Annotated in this window: 18 protein-coding genes; 1 reads left to right on the forward strand and 17 read right to left on the reverse strand. The window is 39.7% G+C overall.

From position 1 onward, the window contains the following. Positions 1-75: 75 nt before the first annotated feature. The 5 genes from QME45_01025 to QME45_01045 form a co-directional block, all read right to left on the reverse strand. Positions 76-1,041, reverse strand: a complete 966-nt coding sequence (locus tag QME45_01025; protein MDI6617241.1) for an ABC transporter ATP-binding protein — start codon at positions 1,039-1,041, stop codon at positions 76-78. Between the two features lie 2 nt (positions 1,042-1,043). Continuing rightward, positions 1,044-2,021 (reverse strand): ABC transporter ATP-binding protein, encoded by a 978-nt coding sequence (locus tag QME45_01030; protein MDI6617242.1) that lies wholly within the window; start codon positions 2,019-2,021, stop codon positions 1,044-1,046. 15 nt (positions 2,022-2,036) lie between these two features. After that, positions 2,037-2,927 carry an ABC transporter permease gene (locus QME45_01035; GenBank protein ID MDI6617243.1) on the reverse strand — a complete coding sequence of 297 codons (891 nt, stop codon included), beginning with the start codon at positions 2,925-2,927 and terminating at the stop codon, positions 2,037-2,039. Between the two features lie 15 nt (positions 2,928-2,942). Then, complete coding sequence (locus QME45_01040; GenBank protein ID MDI6617244.1) at positions 2,943-3,947, reverse strand: ABC transporter permease; 1,005 nt, start codon at positions 3,945-3,947, stop codon at positions 2,943-2,945. Positions 3,948-4,084: 137 nt separating this feature from the next. After that, entirely contained in the window at positions 4,085-5,641 is a 1,557-nt protein-coding gene (locus QME45_01045) for an ABC transporter substrate-binding protein (GenBank protein MDI6617245.1), read from the reverse strand. A 456-nt stretch (positions 5,642-6,097) separates the two neighbouring features. Between QME45_01045 and QME45_01050 the strand changes: the two genes are divergently transcribed. Next, positions 6,098-6,505, forward strand: coding sequence for a DUF1573 domain-containing protein (locus QME45_01050; GenBank protein MDI6617246.1), 408 nt, complete (start codon positions 6,098-6,100; stop codon positions 6,503-6,505). A 60-nt stretch (positions 6,506-6,565) separates the two neighbouring features. Here QME45_01050 and disA read toward each other — a convergent pair whose 3' ends face one another. From disA to QME45_01110, 12 genes are all read right to left on the reverse strand, one after another. Next, positions 6,566-7,645, reverse strand: a complete 1,080-nt coding sequence (gene disA, locus QME45_01055; GenBank protein ID MDI6617247.1) for a DNA integrity scanning diadenylate cyclase DisA — start codon at positions 7,643-7,645, stop codon at positions 6,566-6,568. A 47-nt stretch (positions 7,646-7,692) separates the two neighbouring features. After that, positions 7,693-9,045, reverse strand: coding sequence for a DNA repair protein RadA (gene radA, locus QME45_01060; protein MDI6617248.1), 1,353 nt, complete (start codon positions 9,043-9,045; stop codon positions 7,693-7,695). 98 nt (positions 9,046-9,143) lie between these two features. Further along, positions 9,144-11,579, reverse strand: a complete 2,436-nt coding sequence (locus QME45_01065) for an ATP-dependent Clp protease ATP-binding subunit (protein MDI6617249.1) — start codon at positions 11,577-11,579, stop codon at positions 9,144-9,146. 9 nt (positions 11,580-11,588) lie between these two features. Beyond that, the gene (locus QME45_01070) at positions 11,589-12,614 is read right to left on the reverse strand and encodes a protein arginine kinase (protein MDI6617250.1); all 1,026 of its coding nucleotides are present in this window, start codon (positions 12,612-12,614) and stop codon (positions 11,589-11,591) included. Positions 12,615-12,617: 3 nt separating this feature from the next. Then, the gene (locus QME45_01075) at positions 12,618-13,154 is read right to left on the reverse strand and encodes a UvrB/UvrC motif-containing protein (protein MDI6617251.1); all 537 of its coding nucleotides are present in this window, start codon (positions 13,152-13,154) and stop codon (positions 12,618-12,620) included. A gap of 57 nt (positions 13,155-13,211) precedes the next feature. Further along, a complete protein-coding gene (locus QME45_01080) occupies positions 13,212-13,670 on the reverse strand; it encodes a CtsR family transcriptional regulator (protein MDI6617252.1) in 459 nt (152 codons plus the stop codon). 145 nt (positions 13,671-13,815) lie between these two features. Beyond that, the gene (locus tag QME45_01085) at positions 13,816-15,006 is read right to left on the reverse strand and encodes an HD domain-containing phosphohydrolase (protein MDI6617253.1); all 1,191 of its coding nucleotides are present in this window, start codon (positions 15,004-15,006) and stop codon (positions 13,816-13,818) included. A 191-nt stretch (positions 15,007-15,197) separates the two neighbouring features. Further along, a complete protein-coding gene (locus tag QME45_01090; GenBank protein MDI6617254.1) occupies positions 15,198-15,839 on the reverse strand; it encodes an amino acid ABC transporter permease in 642 nt (213 codons plus the stop codon). 10 nt (positions 15,840-15,849) lie between these two features. Beyond that, complete coding sequence (locus tag QME45_01095) at positions 15,850-16,689, reverse strand: amino acid ABC transporter substrate-binding protein (GenBank protein ID MDI6617255.1); 840 nt, start codon at positions 16,687-16,689, stop codon at positions 15,850-15,852. Between the two features lie 186 nt (positions 16,690-16,875). After that, entirely contained in the window at positions 16,876-17,112 is a 237-nt protein-coding gene (locus QME45_01100) for a hypothetical protein (protein MDI6617256.1), read from the reverse strand. Positions 17,113-17,200: 88 nt separating this feature from the next. Next, positions 17,201-17,959 carry a class B sortase gene (gene srtB, locus QME45_01105; protein MDI6617257.1) on the reverse strand — a complete coding sequence of 253 codons (759 nt, stop codon included), beginning with the start codon at positions 17,957-17,959 and terminating at the stop codon, positions 17,201-17,203. A gap of 139 nt (positions 17,960-18,098) precedes the next feature. Further along, positions 18,099-21,959 carry a SpaA isopeptide-forming pilin-related protein gene (locus tag QME45_01110; GenBank protein ID MDI6617258.1) on the reverse strand — a complete coding sequence of 1,287 codons (3,861 nt, stop codon included), beginning with the start codon at positions 21,957-21,959 and terminating at the stop codon, positions 18,099-18,101. Positions 21,960-22,041 lie beyond the last annotated feature (82 nt).

Raw genomic sequence — 22,041 nt, forward strand, 5'->3', positions numbered from 1 at the left:
AGCAACGAATGAGCTGTTTAAAAAAATAGGCTGTTGCACAATGAATAAATATTTTATTGTGCAACAGTCTATTTTTCATTTATATAGATGGCACGCGACTCTATGATTCTCGCCTGCCATTTTTAATTCAGGCTCTTTACTTTTGCATATATCCATGCAGTACTTGCATCTGGTATGGAATCTGCAGCCTCCAGGTGGGTTTAAAGGGCTTGGGACATCGCCGTTTAAAAGTATCCTCTCCCTTTTTTTCGTCGGATCCGGTACGGGAATCGCTGATAAAAGCGCTTTTGTATAAGGATGCTCAGGATGTGAATACAAAATTTGGGCATCCGCAATTTCAACCAGCTTCCCAAGATACATGACTCCCACCCTTCTGCTCATGTGTTTCACAACATTCAGTCCGTGAGCTATAAAAAGATAAGTCAGATTAAATTCTTTCTGCAGATCATGGAGAAGATTCAATACCTGTGCCTGTATTGAAACATCCAGGGCCGATACAGGCTCATCGCATACTATGAGTTTGGGATTCACAGCAAGAGCCCTGGCGATACCCACTCTCTGTCTCTGCCCTCCGCTAAATTCATGAGGGTATCTATTTCTATGATAGCTTGCAAGCCCAACATAGTCCAGTAATTTTTGCACCCTTTTCTCGACTTCAGCTCCTTTTGCAATATTATTGATTTTTATCGGTTCAGCGATTATGTCACCGATTGTCATTCTGGGATCAAGGGAGGCATATGGGTCCTGGAATATTATCTGAATGTTTTTATGGAATCTTCTCTGTTCTTTTTTATTAAGCTTAGTTATATCATGACCTTCAAATATTATTTGACCAGACGTTGGTCTTAATAAATTGACTATCATCATACCAGTCGTGGATTTTCCACACCCTGATTCCCCGACAAGCCCAAATGTTTCGCTCTTATATATATCGAATGTCACATCGTCGACAGCCTTCACATATTGCTTTGATCTTCCAAATATCCCATTCTCCACGGGAAAGTATTTTTTCAGATTTTTAACTTCAAGTAGCTTTTCCATGCCTATTCCCTCCCCCCTTCATCTAAACCATACATAAAGCACCTTATCTGGCGATCGCCATATTTTACAAGCTGGGGCATTTTTCTTATACATTTTTCCATGCACTTTGAACATCTTGTGCTAAAAGCACAGCCTGCCGGCATGTTCAAAGGATTCGGGACAGTACCGGGTATCATGAACAATTCTTCCTTTTTTTCATCAATTTTCGGAATAGAAAGGAGCAGACCCTCAGTATAAGGGTGAAGCGGTTTTGCAAATATTTCTTTGACACTGCCGCTTTCAACAACCTTGCCGCAATACATCACAACCACTCTATCAGCTACTTCCGCAACAACGCCAAGATCGTGGGTAATAAGCAGCACGGCGGTATTTAATTTGTTTTTAAGTTTCAAAATAAGATCCAGTATCTGTGCCTGTATTGTAACATCCAGGGCGGTCGTAGGTTCATCTGCTATCAAAAGCTCCGGATTGCAGGCAAGAGCCATGGCAATCATAACCCTCTGCCTCATCCCGCCGCTCATCTGATGGGGGTAATTTTTAAATCTTTCTCCGGGAGACGGAATGCCAACCAAATCAAGCATTTCGACAGCCCTCTCTTTTGCCTCTTCCCTCCCCATTTTTTTATGCCTTATGAGAGTTTCCGTAATCTGCTTTCCAATTGTAAACAGAGGATTTAACGAAGTCATGGGCTCCTGAAATATCATTGATATTTCGTTTCCTCTTATATCCTGCATCTCTCTTCTGGTTTTTTTTAAAATATCCTTTCCCTTAAACAATATTTCCCCACGTATTACTTTCCCCGGGGGATTTGGAATAAGTCCGAGTATGGAAAGGGATGTGACACTTTTACCGCAACCCGATTCGCCGACCAATGCAACAATCTCTCCATTATCTATATTAAAACTCATACCATCTACAGCGTTAAAGGTACCGTCTTTTAATTTAAACTGTGTAACCAAGTCTTTGACTTCAAGTAACATAACATCTCCACCTTATCAACGAAGTTTCGGATCCAATGCATCTCTCAAACCGTCTCCCAGAAGATTAAACGCAAGCACGGTTATAGTTATGGCAAGTCCCGGAAATAATATTATATGGGGGGCGTTGCTGAAATACCCTCTTCCAGAACCAAGCATGCTGCCCCATTCGGCATATGGCGGCTGAACTCCGAGGCCTAAAAAGCCCAAGGCGGACGTATCAAGTATTGCCGTTGAAATCCCGAGCGTTGCCCTTACAATTATAGGTGACATCACATTTGGAAGAATGTGCTTGAAAATAATAGCCGCATCGCTGTTTCCCACGATGCGCGCAGCCTGAACATATTCATTCTCCTTTACCGATAGGATCGAGCCCCTTACGATCCTCGCATACTCAGGTATAGTGACTATACTTATTGCGACTATGGCTTTATCGATGCCCTTCCCGAGAGCGCTCATAAACGCTATTGCAAGAAGCATTGAGGGAAAGGCAAGGATTATATCCATGATTCTCATTATAATCATATCGGTTTTACCGCCATAGTATCCTGCGGCCGACCCCAGTATTATACCTGATGTCAGTGCAATTGCGACTGCGAAAATTCCGACTCTAAGCGATATCTTGGTACCATCTATAACCCTGCTTAATATGTCCCTCCCCTGCTCGTCTATGCCAAAGATATGGGATGGGGAAGGAGGCTTCAGACTCTGTGAAAGATCACCCTTATAAGGATCATAAGGCATCAAAATTTTTCCAAAAAGCGCAACGAATATAAGGATCACTATTATAGCAAGTCCGACCATCGCCGCTTTATTTTTACTCAATATCCTCCACATTTCCTTCAAAGGAGAATATGCCTTCCTCACATCTATACTTTTTCCTGTGTTTAACTCAAGGTTGTTTTCCATAAAGCATTCCTCCTTTTATGAATATTTAATTCTCGGGTCAAGATACGCATATATAATATCCACAATCAGATTTACAACTACAAAAACCACGGCCATTAACATCACGGCACCTTGAACAACGGGATAATCTGATTTTAAAATAGAATCCACCACATAACTTCCGACTCCGGGCCACGAAAACACCGTTTCCGTGAGGACCGCCCCGCCAAGCAGCGAGCCGAGCTGAAGTCCTATAACTGTAATTATCGGGATCAAGGCATTCCTCAAAGCATGTTTCATTATCACTGCCCTCTCAAACAGTCCCTTTGCCCTGGCTGTACGTATATAATCCTGCCGTATCACCTCTAACATGGTGGATCTTGTCATCCTTGCAATAATTGCCGTAGAATATGAACCCAATGCCGCGGCCGGAAGTATCATATGGCTTAATGCACTCTTAAGTGCTTCCATATTGCCCGTTAAAATGCTGTCCAGTATATAAAAGCCCGTGATATTCACAGGTTCCAGCCCAAGCTGTATGCGTCCGGATACAGGTACTAAATGAAGCTGTACAGCAAACAATACGATCAATATGAGCCCTAACCAGAATATTGGCATGGATACTCCTATTAATGCAAATACCATGCTCAAATAATCTATAATAGAATTTTGTTTTACTGCAGATATTATGCCTATCAATATTCCAAAAACCGAAGCTATGATAATTGCAGCAAGAGCAAGCTCTATCGTAGCCGGAAATCGCGACAATATCTCTTTTGTAACGGAAGTCTGCGTTATAAGAGAATTCCCGAGATTGCCCCTTATCGCATTTTTAAAAAAGTTCCAGTACTGCACATACAGAGGATCCTTTAAGCCTAGCTGCATTCTTAATTTTTCTATCTGGTCGGCAGTGGCATGTTGTCCCAAAATTATGCTTGTAGGATCAGCCGTAAATACATGCATAACTACGAAAACAAGTATTGATACCCCTATAAGTACGGGTATCAATAATAATAATCTTTTTAAAATATACTTAGCCATCTAATTCCTCCCACGAAAATAATAAATATGGAAACTCCGCCTGTACGGCGGATTTCCATATTTATTTCATATATATACTGCCTCAAACCTTTTCATCGGTTCTACTAAGGTATATTCTCAAAATTCGCTTTGTTTTATCATTCCTTGGTAACATCCTTTAGAAATACCGAACCCGTCCTGTGAACATAAAATCCTTTTATCTTGGGAGAGCTTGCCGCAAGATTTGTACCATGAGATATCAAAATCCACGGAGCATCCTTTGCAACTATCTGCTGTATCTGCTTGTAAATATTATCCCTTTCAGTGCCGTTTGGTGTAAGCCTCCCCTTTACAAGGAGTTCGTCAACCTGTTTGTTTGTATACTTGGCTACATTCAGGCTCGACTTGATCTCATTCGAGTCAAAAAGTGATAAGAAATTATCGGCATCACCATTGTCGCCCGTCCAGCCATAAAACAGGATATCGCCTTCGCCCTGCATCGATTTCTGCTTATATTCTGTCCACTGGTATGTTTGAATCGTTGCTTTTATTCCGACCTTGCTCAAATAATTCTGTACTGCTTCGGCAAGTTTCTGGCCTCCGACTGCGTTATACGGTCTTGGATTAGAATAAGTTATTATCTTTACCTGCAAATTTTCCTTACCCAAATCCTTCAGCATCTGCTTAGCCTTATCCGGATTATACTCATAAGGCTTAACTGTATCATCATAGCCTGGTATAAAGCTCGGAAGCGGACTATTTGCAACTTCTGCATATCCCTGGTACAGATACTTTACAAGTTCATCACGGTTTATGGCATAGGAAACGGCTTCCCTCAATTTCGGGTCATTAAATGGAGCTCTTGAGCAGTTAAATGCAAGGTAATTGATGTTCATGCCCTTATCCTGGAATATGGTAAGCTCCTTTTCTTTCAGCTTTGGAATATCATTAGGATCAAGTCCGTCCATCATGTCGATCTGCCCTGCGATAAGGTCATTTGCGCGAACGGAATTCTCTTTCTCAAATTTGAAAATGATCTTATCCGCATCTGGTTTTGTCCCCCAGTAATTCGGGTTCCTTTCAAGTGTTATCGACTGCCCCTTATCCCATTTCACAAACTTATACGGGCCTGTTCCAACAGGGCTTTCATTTAAGTTATCATTATGAGCCTTAAGGGCTGTCGGGCTTGCAATAGGTGCTGCAAGACTCATAGCAAGGTTCGCAAGGAATGGTGTATAAGGTTGTTTTAATATGAACTTTACGGTGTAATCATCGATTTTTTCTACTTTGTCAACTGCTCCGAATGTAAATGATGCATATGGCATATCATCCTTCACTTTTGGAGGCAGCTGTCTTTCTACATTGTATACTACTGCATCGGCATTAAAGTCGGTGCCGTCATGGAACTTTACACCCTTTTTCAGGTGGAAGGTATACTCTTTTCCATCAGGACTTATTTCCCACTTTTCAGCAAGTCCGGGAACTATTTCAGTGCTGTCCTTTTTATAATTTACCAGAGTATCGTATATCTGCACTGTAACTTTTGCAGACTCTCCATCGTCGACCCATGCAGGATCAAGCCCTCTTGGATCAGCGCCTTGTGCATAATAAAATATCTTAAGTGATTTATTTGCAGTTTGCTTTGTACCGCAGCCGGCTGCAAATACCGAAAATACTATTATTAGCGAAATAATTAAAGCTACTGCCTTTTTCATTTTTTATCCCCCTTTAAAATATAACTGCTCTGCTTAATATATATTTTTCAACACAAAGATGAATTAATGAATTGAATATATGCCATAAATTTCATATGTATTTATCTTACTATTATATTTATGCATATATAATAATAATGAATTACCAATTGGCTGCCATATATTTGACTTTTTTATATTTTAACATTATCCTTTAGTAAAAGCAATACTTATTTCAAGCCATTTATCAAATATTGTCCATGTGCTATAAACATATGTCTATTTACAATGCTTGCACCATATTAAGTTTAAATTTTCAAAATTATGCATAATATATTTTATGGTTGAATAATTATAATATAATTATTTCATTTTTATTTTTTTGTAAACTATTTTTAGCACACATTGACAAATACAGTAAAATAAAACTATAATAGGCTTATACAGAGCAAAACACATCGGGGAGTGAGCTTATTTATGAAAGATTTGATATTTGATGATTTTCAGGAACAGGTGGCTGAAATACTGATAAGGCACAAAAGTATTATAGATATTTTAACAAAACTCCAGGAGGCGGAAGCAAGACTTAACAGGGCCGTTGCAAAATCTGTTACTACTTGCGGGTGCCTTCAGATAGATGCAAAAAAGCAATGTATATCCTGTGACATGCCAAAAGATGTGACTTTCGAAGAGCTCAGCAATATGATGAAAAGCCATTTAAAAGGCAGCCTCTGCGATAATTGCAGGAATATAATTGAAAAGGAAATGGGAAACAATATATTTTATATAGTTTCTCTTTGCAATGCTCTCGGCATTAATCTATATGATGTTTTTTTGGAGGAATATGACAGGTTAAAGCTGTTGGGAAAATATGACATGAGATAAACCCGATCAAGCGGGTTTTTTATTTAATGGAAATTATTTTATATTGTCAGTATAAATTTTTTATATATGCCTTTCCATCATAACTTGCTCTTTTAGCCTTTTTAAACCATCGATTATTGCTCTTGTCCTTACTTCTCCTATACCTTCAACGCTGTCAAGCTCGTCGGCAGAGGCTTTAAGTATGCTCTGAAAATTTAGAAATTCTTTTACAAGATTTGATATAATCGACATCGGAAGCCTGGGTATCTTGCTTAGCATCCTGTATCCCCTGGGCGTAATTATCTCATCTAGTACCTCCATGTCTTCAGGATATCCCAGCATCTTGCATATCTCAAGAATGTCCAGAAGCTTATCATAATCCATATCGGATATATCATTCCAGGTTTTCATGTGATCCTCATCCTCATCTGAGGAATGGTAATCCTTTATAAGGTATATACCATCCGTCTCAACACCATTTACGAGTTCATTCATCTGCATGCTTACAAGATTGCCCTCATCCCCGAGTTCGCATATATATCTTTCAACTTCTCTTACTATTCTTAAAACCATCTCGGTTCGCTGGATAGCAACTGCTACATCATACAGCGTCACAAAATCTTGGAATTCAAGGACCGACAGGTTTCTTGCCGCCCGGTCGAGCGCATTTTTATATTTTTCGAGAGTCTGTATTGCTTGATTTGCTATGGATAATATTATCGATGTATCTCTTAAGACATATTTTATGTTTCCCTTATATACTGTGATTATATTTCTCCTCTGAGAGATGGATATTACTGTGGCATCAGTCTGCTTAGCCACTCTATCGGCAGCCTTATGCCTGGTCCCGGTTTCTAAAGTCGGTATTGAAGGATCTGGTACAAGCTGGGTATTGGCATACAATATCTTTTTAAGGTCGCTGCTTATGATTATGGCTCCATCCATTTTTGCAAGCTCATATAGATACGAAGGAGAATAATCGCTGTTTATGCTAAAACCTCCATCTATTATCTTAAGAACATCCTCACTGTCTCCGATTACGATTAAAGCTCCTGTACGCGATTTTAATACATTGTCCAGTCCTTCCCTCAGCAGTGTTCCCGGCGAAAGGATTTTTAAAATATTCAAAAATTCAATTTCCCTTTTTCTTTTTTCTTTCATATTAATCTCCATTCCGCCGCTCATGGCCTATGGCAAGACAACAACTACTAGCTTTTAAGAGCTATATCCAGCGCTTCATAAATATTTTGAACACCATATATTTTGATTTCGGAAAAACCTTTAATATTTTTTGCGTTGTCCTTTGGCAAGACAACAGACTTAAAGCCTAATTTATATGCTTCTTGTATCCGTTTTTCAATATAACTTATTCCGCGCACTTCTCCTGTCAGGCCGACTTCTCCCATTACAGCCATCTCGGAGTTAATCTCCTTATTTTTAAAACTTGATGCGACAGACAATATTATTCCAAGGTCGACTGCAGGCTCATCAACTTTTATTCCACCTGCGACATTTACATATGCATCGCATGTCTGAAGCTGCATTCCCGCCCTCTTTTCAAGTACGGCCATAAGCAGCACCACTCTGTTATAATCTATGCCTGTAGCCATACGCCTTGGCATCCCAAAACTTGTTTGGCTAACCAGTGCCTGAAGCTCAACCAAAACCGGCCTCGTTCCTTCAATGCTCGAGACTACCACATTCCCGGGTACGTTTTCTGGCCTTCCAGTTAACATAAGCTCTGAAGGATTCGGCACTTCAACAAGTCCCGTATCCCTCATCTCAAATATACCTATTTCATTTGTCGAGCCAAACCTGTTTTTAACTGCTCTCAATATCCTGTATGTATGATGCCTTTCGCCTTCAAAGTACAATACCGTATCGACCATATGCTCAAGGACTCTCGGCCCCGCGATGGAGCCCTCCTTCGTAACATGCCCTACTATAAAAATGGCTACATTCATGGATTTTGCGATACGCATCAGCCTTCCCGTCGCTTCCCTTACCTGGCTTACGCTTCCTGGTGCGGAAGTAAGCTCTCCTCTGTACATCGTCTGTATGGAATCGATTACTGCTATATCCGGCTTGATATCTTCGATAAACTTTTCAATCAAATCTATATCGGTCTCCGATACTATATATAAATTGTCGCTGTCGACTCCAAGCCTTGAAGCCCTGATTTTAATCTGTTTTTCCGATTCTTCCCCCGATATATATAGTATTGTTTTGTTTTCCTTTCCTATACTATTTGATATCTGCAAAAGCAAAGTCGATTTCCCGATTCCAGGATCGCCGCCTACAAGTATCAGAGATCCTTTTACGATGCCTCCGCCCAGAACCCTGTCAAGCTCTTTCAACCCTGTTTTATATCTTTCTTCATCCATTACCTTTACATCATTTAATTTTACAGGCTGTGAATTTCCTGCAAACTGCTCCGTTTTTTTGTCCTGCTTTATTTCTTCTACCATGGTGTTCCAGCTTCCGCACCCGGGACATTTGCCAAGCCATCTTAAAGATTCATATCCGCACTCGCTGCATATAAAAACAGTTTTCGATTTCATTTTTTCACTCCCTTATATAATCTATAAATTATATAAAAAAATGGGGTGCAAGAAAACATCCCATTTCCCTAAAAGAAGCGAGGTGCAGGGGTTGCACCTTACTTCTTAATGAACTCAAGTTCTCCATTTTCAGCGTCGATATCCACGCTGTCACCCTTTTTTATATTGCCCCTAAGCATTTCTTCAGATAATCTATCCTCTACTGTCTTTTGTATAGCACGTCTCAATGGTCTTGCACCATAGTTTATATCAAACCCCTCTTTAGTCAAAACCTTCTTCGCAGCATCCGAAAACTCAACATGGATATTGAGATCATCAAGCCTTTTTCCGACGTCCTTGAGCATCAATGAAACTATTTTTTCAAGATCACTTTCTTCAAGCTGATGGAACACGATGACTTCATCCAGCCTGTTTAAAAATTCCGGCCTGAAAGTCTTTCGAAGCTCTTCAAGCACATTATCCTTCATCCTGTCATATGATCTTTCAGATTCCCCTTCATCGGTCGAGAATCCCATAGTCCTTTGCTTTCTTATGGTTTCCGCACCAACATTTGATGTCATTATGATTATGGTATTCTTGAAGTTGACTGTTCTTCCCTGTCCATCCGTAAGCCTTCCATCTTCGAGTATCTGCAGCAAAATGTTGAATACATCGGGATGGGCCTTTTCGATTTCATCAAATAGAACCACCGAATACGGATGCCGTCTCACGGCTTCTGTAAGCTGACCGCCTTCATCATAGCCGACATATCCCGGAGGAGATCCTATAAGCCTGGACACCGAATATTTTTCCATATACTCAGACATATCTATCCTGACCATCGCATTTTCATCACCGAACATTGCTTCCGCCAGCGCTTTGGAAAGCTCGGTCTTTCCTACCCCCGTGGGTCCTAAGAATATATAGGAACCGATCGGCCTTTTAGGATCTTTAAGGCCAACTCTGGCTCTTCTGACAGCCCTTGATATTGCCTTTACAGCTTCATCCTGGCCGATTACCCTTTTATGAAGTATCTCTTCAAGATGCAGCAGCCTTTCGGATTCCTTTTCTGTAAGCTTGCTTACAGGTATATTGGTCCACTTTGCAACAACCTGGGCGATCTCTTCAGGTCCTACAATAGGGTTTGAAGCTTCATTCTGATTTTTCCAGTTCCCTTTGAGGCCATCTAATTTATTCTTTAATTTCCTTTCTTCATCCCTGAATTTTGCAGCTTTTTCAAATTCCTGGCTTCTTATGGACTCTTCCTTTTCTTTCTCAATTGCGCTCAACCTGTCCTCTAATTTTTTCAAATCATCGGGCGGCGTAAACATCTGAAGCCTTACTCTGGCAGCGGCCTCATCCATTAGATCTATTGCTTTATCGGGCAGGTATCTGTCTGTTATATACCTATCCGAAAGTTCAACCGCCGTTTCAATTGCTTCATCAGTAATCTTTACCCTGTGATGGGCTTCATATTTATCCCTCAGTCCTTTTAATATCTCAACTGCCGCTCTTTTGTCAGGTTCTCCTACCATAACAGGCTGGAACCTTCGTTCGAGCGCAGGATCCTTTTCGACATATTTCCTGTATTCTTCAATAGTCGTCGCACCGATGCACTGCAATTCACCCCTTGCAAGGGCAGGTTTCAATATATTCGATGCATCAATCGCACCTTCTGCGGCACCTGCACCTATTATGGTATGCATCTCATCTATAAATAGTATCACGTTTCCGGCCTTTCTTATCTCAGCCATTACCTTCTTTAACCTTTCTTCAAATTCGCCTCTATATTTCGAACCGGCTACCATCGACGAAAGATCAAGTACGACAACTCTTTTATTCCTCAGCAACTCAGGCATCCTGCCTTCTACTATCTTTTCAGCCAAACCCTCAACCACAGCCGTCTTTCCAACTCCAGGCTCACCTATTAGCACCGGATTATTTTTTGTTCTTCTTGAAAGTATCTCGATAACCCTTTCGGTTTCGTTTTCTCTTCCTATAACCGGGTCGAGCTTGCCTTCCTTTGCCATTTCTGTAAGATCGCGTCCATACTGATTGAGCGTCGGCGTATTTGCACCCTTTTGCGATACATCCGCTTCCTTGCCCGTAGATTCGCCCATTCCCATGCTATCTATAAGTTCCTGCCTTAATCTGTTAAAATCTACTCCAAGGGATTCAAGAGCAGCGACTCCGACACCTTCCCCTTCTCTTATAAGTCCGAGAAGCATATGTTCAGGGCCAACATAATTGTGCCCCAGATTCCTTGCTTCAACAATGGATAATTCAAGCAGTCTCTTTGTCCTGGGAGTCAAGGCCATCTCCGTCTGATACATGGAAGGTGTACCTCTTCCTTCAATATTTTCCACCTGTTCTCTTACTTTATCAAGCGTTACTCCCATATTTTGCAATATCTTTGAAGCACTGCCTTCTCCTTCTTTTATGATACCGAGAAGTATATGTTCAGTCCCTACATAAGTATGATCAAAATACTGAGCCTCTTCCTGAGCCAGAAGCAAAACCTTCTGAGCCCTTTCCGTAAATCTTCCAAACATCATAATATCACCTCATTTCAACTTTTCTCGTACATATTCGGCCCGCTTTATGTCCCTTAATTCAGGTGAAAGTTCCTTTCCTTCCCTTTTAACCAAATTAGCAGGCTGCATATTTATCATAATTTCGTTCAATAAAATGGGATCTATCCCGTCAATTATTCCTAATTCTTTCCCAAGCCTTACATTTGATAGGAGATTCAAGCATTCGCTGCTCGATAATATTCTCGCATTTTTAAGTATCCCAAGGGATCTCCATGCAGTGTCTTCAACCATGGTCATATTTGATTCCTTTAATCTCTGCCTTGCGGCTCTTTCCTTATCGATCAGCTGCTTTGTGACTGCAGCAAGGTTGGATATTATCTCCTCTTCGGAAAGACCTAGCGTTATCTGGTTTGATATCTGGTATATATTACCCTGTACGTTCGAGCCTTCTCCGTATATTCCCCTTATAGTAAGCCCTACCTGGCTTACCGCATTCAACATTCCATTAATGTTTTTAGTAACGGACAAACCGGGAAGATGTAACATAACTGAAGCTCTGATTCCTGTCCCTATATTCGTAGGGCAAGCCGTAAGATAACCTATTTTCTGATCATATGCATAATCGATATTTTCTTCAATGACATCGTCTATATTGCTTGCAAGTTCATAAACTTCCCGCAGCTGAAACCCAGGGTAAATGACCTGCAGCCTTATGTGATCCTCTTCATTTATCATGATGCTGACGGTTGAATCTTTATTTATAAGCACCGCCGACTTTTCACAGTTATCTACAAGCCCCGGGCTTATAACATGTTGCTCAACCATCGCCATCCTGTCTGTCGGAGTGATCTTTGAAAGTTCGATAAGGCGAAACTCTTTGGAAAGCACGGTATTGCTTTTTAAAATCGCATCGCTGCACTTTTGTATGATTTTTTTTGCCTCTTCAACACTCATCATATGAGGGAAGCGATATCCCTTTACATTCCTTGCAAGCCTTACCCTGCTTGAAAAAATGATGTCGCTTTCCGGACCTTCTTCGTTTATCCAGTTCCCCATGGCTTACACCCCCTTGTTATTATCCTTATTCTCCAGTTCTTTTATTCTATCCCTGAGTTTCGCAGCTTTTTCAAATTCCTCGCTGTCTATAGCCTTCTTAAGCTCATATTTTAATCTCTCGGTGTCCCTCTTAATCCTTATAAGTCCGCCGGTTCTTCTTGGTACCTTGCCTGTATGCTGTGTATTTCCATGTATTCTTTTTATTATAGGTTCAAGTCTGTCCGCAAAAGCATGATAGCATTCACTGCATCCAAGCATGCCCGTTCTTTTAAACTCTTCAAAGTCGAGCCCGCATGCCGGACATTTTATATGCTTTTCCGTCTGGTACGTAACAGGATTGTTTCCTGTAAAATCCATAAGCCCTGTCAGTATATTCGAAAACGAGAAAGGAGCGACAAAGTCCGTTACATCGCTGCCTATGTTAAATTCATTTCTCTCTCTCGCACATTGTTCACAAATATGGAATTCACTCTTTACTCCGTTTATTATTTTTGTGATATGCACTGTTGCGGGTCTTTCATTACAAATCTCACATAACATATATTTTACCTCCTTTAAGATTGTATAACTCTTTATCTGTCTTTCGTTTATTAAAAGCTAACTTAACAAAACAATCAGCATCGATTTTAGAATATTTGCCCTTAAGGAATCTCTCATCTCTTGCTGCACATTTATAGTCTTATCATTTATAGCAGCATTCATTATAGATGCTTCCCTCTCTGTTATAAGATTATGATCCAGAAAAGCATCTATATAAGATTCCGCTGCCCTCTGTGTAATCTCGCCGCCTATTTTTTCTGAAATAAGCTTATTTAAGTAATCATTACCATCCAAGCTTATTCTTGTTATTCTGATGGAGCCGCCTCCGCCTCTTTTGCTTTCTATATAATAACCCCTGTCCGTGTTAAATCTCGTCATCAATACATAATTGATTTGAGACGGCGCACATCCGAAATGATTTGCAAGTTCATTCCTCTGTATTTCCAGAATATCCCCGTCGGTTTCTTCAAACATTCTTTTAATGAATTCTTCAATCAAATCAGATAACCTTGGCATCCATTTCACCTTCTTTTGACTTTGACTTTCTTTGACCTTTGTTCTAATTACATTATATACGGTTATAAAAATAATTCAATACCTAAAATTAATTATTTTAAACCAAATGGCAAAAAAGATTTATAAACATCTATTTAATATTATTTCAAATTATTTGACTTTTAAACCTTTCATATACCTTCCTGATCTCATCATCGTATTCTATAAATAATCCTGCTATATCCGGATCAAAACTTTTTCCTGATTCACTGATAATTATATTTCTGGAATATTCATAAGAGAATGCATCCTTGTATGATCTCTTGCTGGTAAGTGCATCAAAGACATCGGCCACCGCGACAATCCTCGCACTCAGAGGTATATCCTCTCCTGCCTTTCCATATGGGTATCCGCTTCCATCCCATTTTTCATGGTGGCCTTCCGCAATTTCTATACCCATGCTGAATATGCTTCTTCCATTCTTCTGTACTTTTTTCTCCGCGGTTTTTAGCACCCATGAACCATATATGGTGTGAGCCTGCATTATAGAAAACTCTTCAGGTGTAAGCCTTCCGGCCTTTAAAAGTATATCATCCCTTATTCCTACCTTGCCTATATCGTGAAGAGTGCTAAATCTTTCGATATTGTCGATATAGTCGATATTTATTATATCGCTGTATTTTTTATTCTTTGATAGAAGTTTTGCCAGCAACCTCGAGTATACGGATATTCTCTTTAAGTGCTCTCCTGTATTACGGTCCCTTTGTTCAGCCAGTTTTGCAAGTGCCTGCACGGAACCTATTATCATATCATCTATGAATATAGTTTTTTCAAGTCCGAGAGCTATGCTGTTGGCGATGATTTTCAAAAAATCAATATGTTCCTTTTTATATATATTTTTACGATTGCTCGAGAAAAAAATAATTCCTATTACTTTTTTATTGTTTTTGAGCGGAAAGGTAATCGATGATCTTATGCCTTCCTCAAGAAGTATTTTATTATATTCTTTAATGGATTTGCCCTTAGTATAGTCTTCAAGATCATTTATAATCCTCTCTTTGCCCGTTTGCACAATTTTTATAAGACTGGTATCATAAATATTTGTTTTATATCCCAAGAGCCTCTTCGGTAAGTTTTTATGATTTTTTCCTGATGCACCAAAAGAAGCTTTTATAGTTTCCCCATCATCTTCAATTAGCGCAATGCCTATATATGTATATGGAATATATGCCGAGAAAGAATCATATATGTAATCCAAAATATCTTTAAAAGGTTTATTCATGTTTATATTTTCTATCAACGATATCAAGCTGTTAAACTTGTCCGAATTCATGATCGATTTTTCTTTTATGCCCATAAATATCCCTCCACAAATGTAATCATATATATTATCGTACATGCATTAAATTGGTTTAGCATAAATTTGCATTAACATACAAAAAGAACCGGATAAAAACTAATCCGGCTTTTTTAGTACACTTCTTATCAGGCATATGTCTTATATCTGATATCCGAAAAATATTCTCAAATAATCCTGTTGTCCCGCTTTTATTCATATAGCGAGCGATCCTTTTCAAGCTTGTTAAATATAATGACAATCACCGATGTTAAAAGCAGGTATATAACTGCTGCTATTATAAAGGGTGAAATTGTAAAATCCCTTGTAACCGCTTCTTTTGCAGCCCTAAGCAGGTCCGGCATGCCGATGGCGGCCACAAGTGCCGTATCTTTTACGAGATTTATGGCTTCATTTGAAGTTGGAGGAATTATCCTCCTTATAGTCTGAGGCAATATAATAATCAGCATAGTCTGCCTGTAATTCATCCCTAAAACCCTTGCGGCTTCATACTGGCCCTTGTCTATCGATTGTATGCCTGCTCTTATTATTTCTGAAAGATATGCAGAATAGTTCAATATAAAAGCCAGCGATGCCGCTATAAATGGTTCAAACCTTATCCCAAGTACCGGTAATCCAAAATATACAAAAAATACCTGCAGCATAAGGGGAGTCCCTCTAAGTATCCATGTATAGATATCAGCCGCAAATTTAAGCGTTTTTATTCCCGATACTTTAACAAGCGCGATTATAAGTGCAATGGGAATGGAAAACAATGCTGTAACTGCATACAATTCGATAGTTGTTATTGAACCTTTTAGTATAAATATCGTGACATCCTTAACATAATCCAATTCTCTCACCCTATTTTACAACAATATCTTTACCGAACCATTTTTCAGATATTTTTTTCGCGGTTCCATCATCTTTCATGTCGTCAAGTGCTTTATCGAGAGCTTCCCTAAAATCTTTATCTTCTTTTCTTATTCCGACTCCGTATGATTCTTCCCCGAGGTTATCTTCAAGGACACTATATACGCCCGGCTTCTTGGAAATATAATACCTGCCTACAACTTCATCTACGACTACTGCATCTATTCTTCCATTTGCAAGATCCATCAAAGCTTCCGTGTTATTTGAAAACTTTCTTATTTTTTTCAGCGAGTTCATGGTCACGGCATCATTCTTCAACGCATTTTCGCTACTGCTTCCCATCTGAAGTCCGACGACTTTTCCCTTTAAATCCCCTTTAGACTTTATGGAAGAACCATTTTTTACTACGATGATCTGCCTGTTTTTCAGATATACTCTTGAAAAATCAATCTCTTTCTTCCTCTCATCTGTGATTGTAAGGCCGTTCCATATGACGTCTATATCTTTATTTTTTAAGCTAAGCACCACACCGTCCCAGTCAACAGGTTTAAATTCAACTTTGACCCCTAACCTTTTTGCTGCCTCCTTGGCAAGGTCTATATCGAATCCGACAATATCCCCATTCCCGTCTCTGAATCCCATAGGCGGAAAACTGTCATCAAGCCCTACTATGAATTTTCCCTTTTCTTTTATGCCGTTTAAAGTATTTGCACCCTGTGCACTTTTAGTCTCCTTATCGCTAATACTTTTTCGCCCTTTTAAACTGCATCCTGTAAATAATACTGCTGCCAGCAATACTATCGTAAATAAAACTTTCTCTGTCCTCTTCATTTCTATCCCCCATTTCCATTCTTTATATTATTATTATACTTTAGTAAGCTAAATTTGTAAACTATTAAACTAAAATTCTTTTAAAAAAAGGCTATCTCAAAATAAGGAAATAATACAAATTATTGAGCGGCTTAAATTTGCGGACTCAATAATTTGTATATAAAACCTATTTTGAGACAGTCTCTTTTAACTATTCCTGTGCACCAGAAGGTAAAGTCTCCTCCTGTCCTTATGTTCTATGGCAGATACATCAAATTCGTTACTTTTTAATACATCGATAATTGAACCGACCTCCTTTGAATTCTTATCCTGGATTATTATCTCAAGTTCATCATCCTTTGATACTATAGGAAGGATCTGATAAAGCCTATCAGTATCATTCGGAGTTATTGAAGATCCAAATTCCAATCTGTAATCCGACATAAATTCAATCCTCCTTATACTCTTATATATTTTTTGTCTATTTCAAAATTAGTATTCCAGGATAAATAAAGTTTAAGATAAACCGGATTTATATCCTTTTGGCACATATCACAAGTCTGGCATCATTAAACTCATATGAACAAGTCACCAGAGTCAATATTTTATCGCCTTTCGTCACTTCAATGCCAGTCTCATATATTGAGTTGCGTGATATTATATTAAGATACCGTGCATATTCCTCGTCGCTGTCGAAGTAAACCTGTATAAAGTCAGAGCCTTGGTGGAAAATATATACTGAAAAAATACGCCATTTCATAGATTGCTCAAGCGAGTCGTATTCAATTGTTTTATGTTTTAGGCAAAAGGCTGGATCCTTGTAATTTAAGAGGCTTCCGAACATGGTTCCGTCTTTCAGGCTGTGACCATAAATAACAGTATTGAAATCCCTGTCACCGGTATTTCTGTAATCCATGAATATGGCTCCATGGGAGGACTTTTTCCGCTCCACGTTATGATTTAAATAAAATCTATTATTATCGGCTTGTACGACAGGATAATCGATTTTTGTACCAGCTATTTTGATCCACCCGACAACATCTTTATTAATATCAAGAAGACTCTCAAACCTACCGGCATACTGCCCGTGTAAATTTGGATCTGAACTATCCATTTTGTCGATACTTCCTGCATCACCAAATTTATGATATTCCTCGCTCAAATTTTTATTGAGAACTGTGTTGGAATAACCATCATACAAATAGATGCCGATGTTTATACCGCTGTATAGCAGGATAGCAGACAGTATGACAATTAAAACCTTCCTGATCCTATTTCTCTTCTTAAACATAAATAGACTCCTAATCAAGGGGCTGTCTCAAAATAAATTTTATATACAATATATTGGACTCCACAAATCTGAGCTACTCAATATTCTGTATTATTTCTTTATTTTGAGACAGCCTCTACATTTATCAATTACAGTAAAATTATCTGTTTTTCTTTTTGCCAAGAAGCATCACAGCGCAAATTGATAGGCTGCTGCCGGCAAATAACCATAGCATTATAGGGATCGAATCCCCCGTCTTCGGTGCAACCTCTGTCTGCGTATTTTTAACCGAAGCTGTCGGAGTTGTTTCACCATGGGTATCATCTTTCGGCAAGTATTTATCGTCCATATTGTTAACAAACGTATACTTCAACACAACTCCGTCCGATACGATATCCGCTTTTATCACTTTATCGCTCTTCATATACATATAAGGAGCCTCGAGCTCGGCAATAGTGTAATGACCATAGGCAATATCCGTAAATCTTGCTTTGCCATTACCGTCACTTACCGCCTGGGCAATTAAACTACCCTTTTCATTATACAAACCGAATCTTGCATTTTTCAACGGTTCCCCATTGGTATTGGTTTTTAGTATTTCTATGTTGCCATGTATTTTCATATATGGAGGTATCAACCTGTCGGCAAATGTGCCGAGATCAAATGTCTTCCCATTTTCGTTCACATAGGCCGTCAGTGTTTTATCGGACAACAAGTATCCTGCCGGAGCCGCTGTTTCCCTTATCACATACTTTCCATAAGGTATATCACTGAATAAAGCTATGCCGTCCTCTCCTGTAACAGCTTTAGCAATCGGTATGCTAAACTCCGCATCGCCAGTGGAATAAAGGGTAAAGGCAGCACCTTCCAAGGGTTTTTCTCCACTCTCATCGATCTTTGTAATCTTTATATTCCCCTTGACAATCTCATTAGATATAGATGCTGGAGATGCCGTTACAATTTCGCCATCTTTCCTTACGGAAGCAGTAAGCATAGCATCCGTTGACAAATATCCTTCAGGTGGATTTGTTTCCCGTATAGTATAATCGCCGTAAGATACATGCTTGAACAGCACTTCCCCATCCTGCGCACTTACTGCAGTTGCCACGCTGTTTCCATCGCCATCATACAGAGTAAATTTAGCTCCTGCCAGAGGATTTGAGTTTGTCCCTGTCTTACTGAAGCGTATGCTCCCATAAATCCTTGCATCTTCGTATTCATAGCTTATATCCTTTACAACATCTGCGCCCGATATTGTAAAAGTATAATCTTTTTTGCTGATGCTGTAGCCTGTGGGTGCAACTGTTTCCTTTACAGTATAAGGCACGTCAAACCTTAGCATGTCAAAGAGCACCGACCCGTCTTTGCCAGTAGTCCCCTTCTGAACTACATTGCCGTATTTGTCTATCAGCTCAAATTCTGCGCCTTCCAGTTTTTTTATACTGTTCTCAGCATCCACCTTATACACTGTAATACTGCCGACTTCACCGCTCCCGGTACTGCCGGAGCCGGACCAGTTAACCGCCATTGGCTGTGAAGTACCCCTTTCAAGTGAACCCGTACCGTTAAATGTCGCCTCGTTTGTAAATGGCGATTTGCTTTTATCCGTTACGTTAGTCCGGAATGTAAGCCTGTATCCGCCGGAAGCAGGAGACGGCAGTTTAAAAGTAAACATGCGAGAATCCATATCATACTGGACGTTTTCCGCTGTGAGTTCAATCTTTTCACCGACAACCATATTACCGTCCTTATCGATGCTCTGGTGATAGAGTGTAACTGAAGCTGTATCCAACGCAAGCCCTTCCTGCAGTTGATCGGTGACGGCAGCGTCAGTCAAGGGAATTCCGTTGGAATTTATGTTGACTGTCCAGTCTATATATGTTTTACCCGATGTGTACGAGCCCTCTTTGCTTATCACAGTATTATTTACCTTTTGCGATCCAGTGCTCACCACTCCGCCTTTTACAAGATCATGAGTGAGTGAGGCCTTATTTTCAATCTCCTTATTGCCGTTTGTCTTGAAAATGCTCAAGTCGGTAATTTTGGTCTTGAATGTAATGGTATAGGTTTTGTCGATTGTATCCGGAAAAGTGTATTTAAGAACGCCTGTTTTATCCGGGTCTTTGACATCCGCCGGATCATAGGAAAATGCATCAGTATCGGCACCGTTATCTATAGCAGCAGAGCCTTCGACATATTCCATGCCCCCGGGAATGTTATCCGTGAAAACCGCATGATTTAGAGACATTTTATTGTTGTTGACAACAACTTTCCAGGTTATTTCCCTCGTCTTGTAATCGTAACCTGTACCTGTCTTTCTTATAACTTCACTGTTTACATTCCGGCTACCCTCGAAACTTGAATCTTCAATATTGTCTCCCGTGATACTGGCTGTATTCTTGTATGTTTTTTGGCTATTTCCTGCAAAAACAGCAGGATCAGTTACTTTGGTCCTAAATTCGATGGTATAGGTATCGCTTATTGTTTTCCCGAATGTATATATCAGAGTCCCTGTTTTTTCAGTATCGCCTTCTGAAGCCTTGGTATATGCGAATCCATTTAGATCCGCACCATTATTGATGGTAGCCGATCCTTCCACATATTCCTGCCCGATATTAATAAGATCCGTTATGACTGGATTCTCGATGGATACCTTATTTTTATTGACCGTAACCTTCCATGTGATCTCGCCAGTCGCCGCGTTATAATCGGCACCCTCTTTTTTGACTATGCTCGTAGGCACTCCGACATCCCAGCTGTCTGTAGCGCTGCCTGGCACACCATCACCGGCCAATTTGGCTTTATTTGTATAACTTCTTTGCGTATTGGATAAAAAAGCTCCATTCTCAACGTCTGTTGAAAAACTAATTATATGTTTTTCAGAGATCCCACCTAAGTTGAATGTTATATACGGACGCCTGTATGTAAAATTTGACGACAATTTACCGTCAATCTTGACCGAACCACCATCCAGTGTTAATCCATCCGGCAGCGTATCTGTAACGACAGCATTTTTTATACTGACTCCATTTTGGTTGACCGTAATCGCCCAGTCTATTTGTTTGCTTTCAGGATTATATCCACCTGTTTTTGAAATGAAATCCACGGGTACATTTACCACTGCTTCATTTGATACCGTAGAAGTGCCGTCATGATTCAATATCGCTTTATTTTTCTCTATGATAACGGTATCATCAGCGGTAAACTGCGAGTCTTTCACAGTAGTTCCGAACGTTAATATCTGCTTGTCCTCAATAATATCAGGAAAATTGTATATCAGTTCACCGGAATTGTATGTATAATCTCCTGTCGATGCATCTTTCCCGTTAATAGTTACAGAACCTGGCACAAACTCCAGTCCATCCGATATTTTATCCACGACCTGCGCACCTTTTACGGTTACATTTTCAGGATTAACCGTCAGTATCCATGTAATTTCATTCGTTTCCTTTTTATATGAGCCTGATTTTGCAATTGAAACAGGCAGCGGTGCAGGTTGATCGAAGTCTACACTAATCTCTACAGGATCGGTTGTACCGCCAACTTCGAATTTAATGACGGCCGGATCATCATCTCCGATTTTATCTTTATCAAATCCCAGTTCAAACCAGAAGGAACCCTGCACATTTGAGTGCGTTTCAGCATAATCCGTAAATGTAATCGTTATATTGCCGTTTGTATCCAATGTTCCTCTGCCGATCAAATTACTGCTCTGATCACGCAGATCAAAATCACCGCCGGCTTCGATTTTGATCTGTTCCGGAATCCTCAGTGTAAATGTATCGTCTTTCTTTACATCGCCGCTATTGGGAATATCATACGTATAGGTAAGACGCAGGTCGGAATCTTTCGGAATATTATCTCCAAAAGGTTTCCCATCCCTGTCTGTCAGCTTCACATCCGTAATGAAATTGTAAGTACTAGTCAAATCTCTTGCGTATGCTACAATTCCGCCCCTTAATGAAACAATCTGAACTATAATCAGCAATAGTGCAATAAACACTTTGTAAAACTTTCGCATTTATATCATCCCCTTTTTGCGATTAATAATATAAGCTGATTTTATTCTTCCCGCAGTTTATAAGAAGTTATATTATGATATC

Source organism: Clostridiales bacterium (assembly GCA_030016385.1).
Lineage (GTDB): Bacteria > Bacillota > Clostridia > Clostridiales > Oxobacteraceae > JASEJN01.

What these genes read in the sequence shown, in the direction of transcription:
- QME45_01025 (MDI6617241.1), bottom strand. Translation starts at nt 1,041, where the DNA reads ATGGAAAAGCTACTTGAAGTTAAAAATCTGAAAAAATACTTTCCCGTG.
- QME45_01030 (MDI6617242.1), bottom strand. Translation starts at nt 2,021, where the DNA reads ATGTTACTTGAAGTCAAAGACTTGGTTACACAGTTTAAATTAAAAGAC.
- QME45_01035 (MDI6617243.1), bottom strand. Translation starts at nt 2,927, where the DNA reads ATGGAAAACAACCTTGAGTTAAACACAGGAAAAAGTATAGATGTGAGG.
- QME45_01040 (MDI6617244.1), bottom strand. Translation starts at nt 3,947, where the DNA reads ATGGCTAAGTATATTTTAAAAAGATTATTATTATTGATACCCGTACTT.
- QME45_01045 (MDI6617245.1), bottom strand. Translation starts at nt 5,641, where the DNA reads ATGAAAAAGGCAGTAGCTTTAATTATTTCGCTAATAATAGTATTTTCG.
- QME45_01050 (MDI6617246.1), top strand. Translation starts at nt 6,098, where the DNA reads ATGAAAGATTTGATATTTGATGATTTTCAGGAACAGGTGGCTGAAATA.
- disA (MDI6617247.1), bottom strand. Translation starts at nt 7,645, where the DNA reads ATGAAAGAAAAAAGAAAAAGGGAAATTGAATTTTTGAATATTTTAAAA.
- radA (MDI6617248.1), bottom strand. Translation starts at nt 9,045, where the DNA reads ATGAAATCGAAAACTGTTTTTATATGCAGCGAGTGCGGATATGAATCT.
- QME45_01065 (MDI6617249.1), bottom strand. Translation starts at nt 11,579, where the DNA reads ATGATGTTTGGAAGATTTACGGAAAGGGCTCAGAAGGTTTTGCTTCTG.
- QME45_01070 (MDI6617250.1), bottom strand. Translation starts at nt 12,614, where the DNA reads ATGGGGAACTGGATAAACGAAGAAGGTCCGGAAAGCGACATCATTTTT.
- QME45_01075 (MDI6617251.1), bottom strand. Translation starts at nt 13,154, where the DNA reads ATGTTATGTGAGATTTGTAATGAAAGACCCGCAACAGTGCATATCACA.
- QME45_01080 (MDI6617252.1), bottom strand. Translation starts at nt 13,670, where the DNA reads ATGCCAAGGTTATCTGATTTGATTGAAGAATTCATTAAAAGAATGTTT.
- QME45_01085 (MDI6617253.1), bottom strand. Translation starts at nt 15,006, where the DNA reads ATGGGCATAAAAGAAAAATCGATCATGAATTCGGACAAGTTTAACAGC.
- QME45_01095 (MDI6617255.1), bottom strand. Translation starts at nt 16,689, where the DNA reads ATGAAGAGGACAGAGAAAGTTTTATTTACGATAGTATTGCTGGCAGCA.
- QME45_01100 (MDI6617256.1), bottom strand. Translation starts at nt 17,112, where the DNA reads ATGTCGGATTACAGATTGGAATTTGGATCTTCAATAACTCCGAATGAT.
- srtB (MDI6617257.1), bottom strand. Translation starts at nt 17,959, where the DNA reads ATGTTTAAGAAGAGAAATAGGATCAGGAAGGTTTTAATTGTCATACTG.
- QME45_01110 (MDI6617258.1), bottom strand. Translation starts at nt 21,959, where the DNA reads ATGCGAAAGTTTTACAAAGTGTTTATTGCACTATTGCTGATTATAGTT.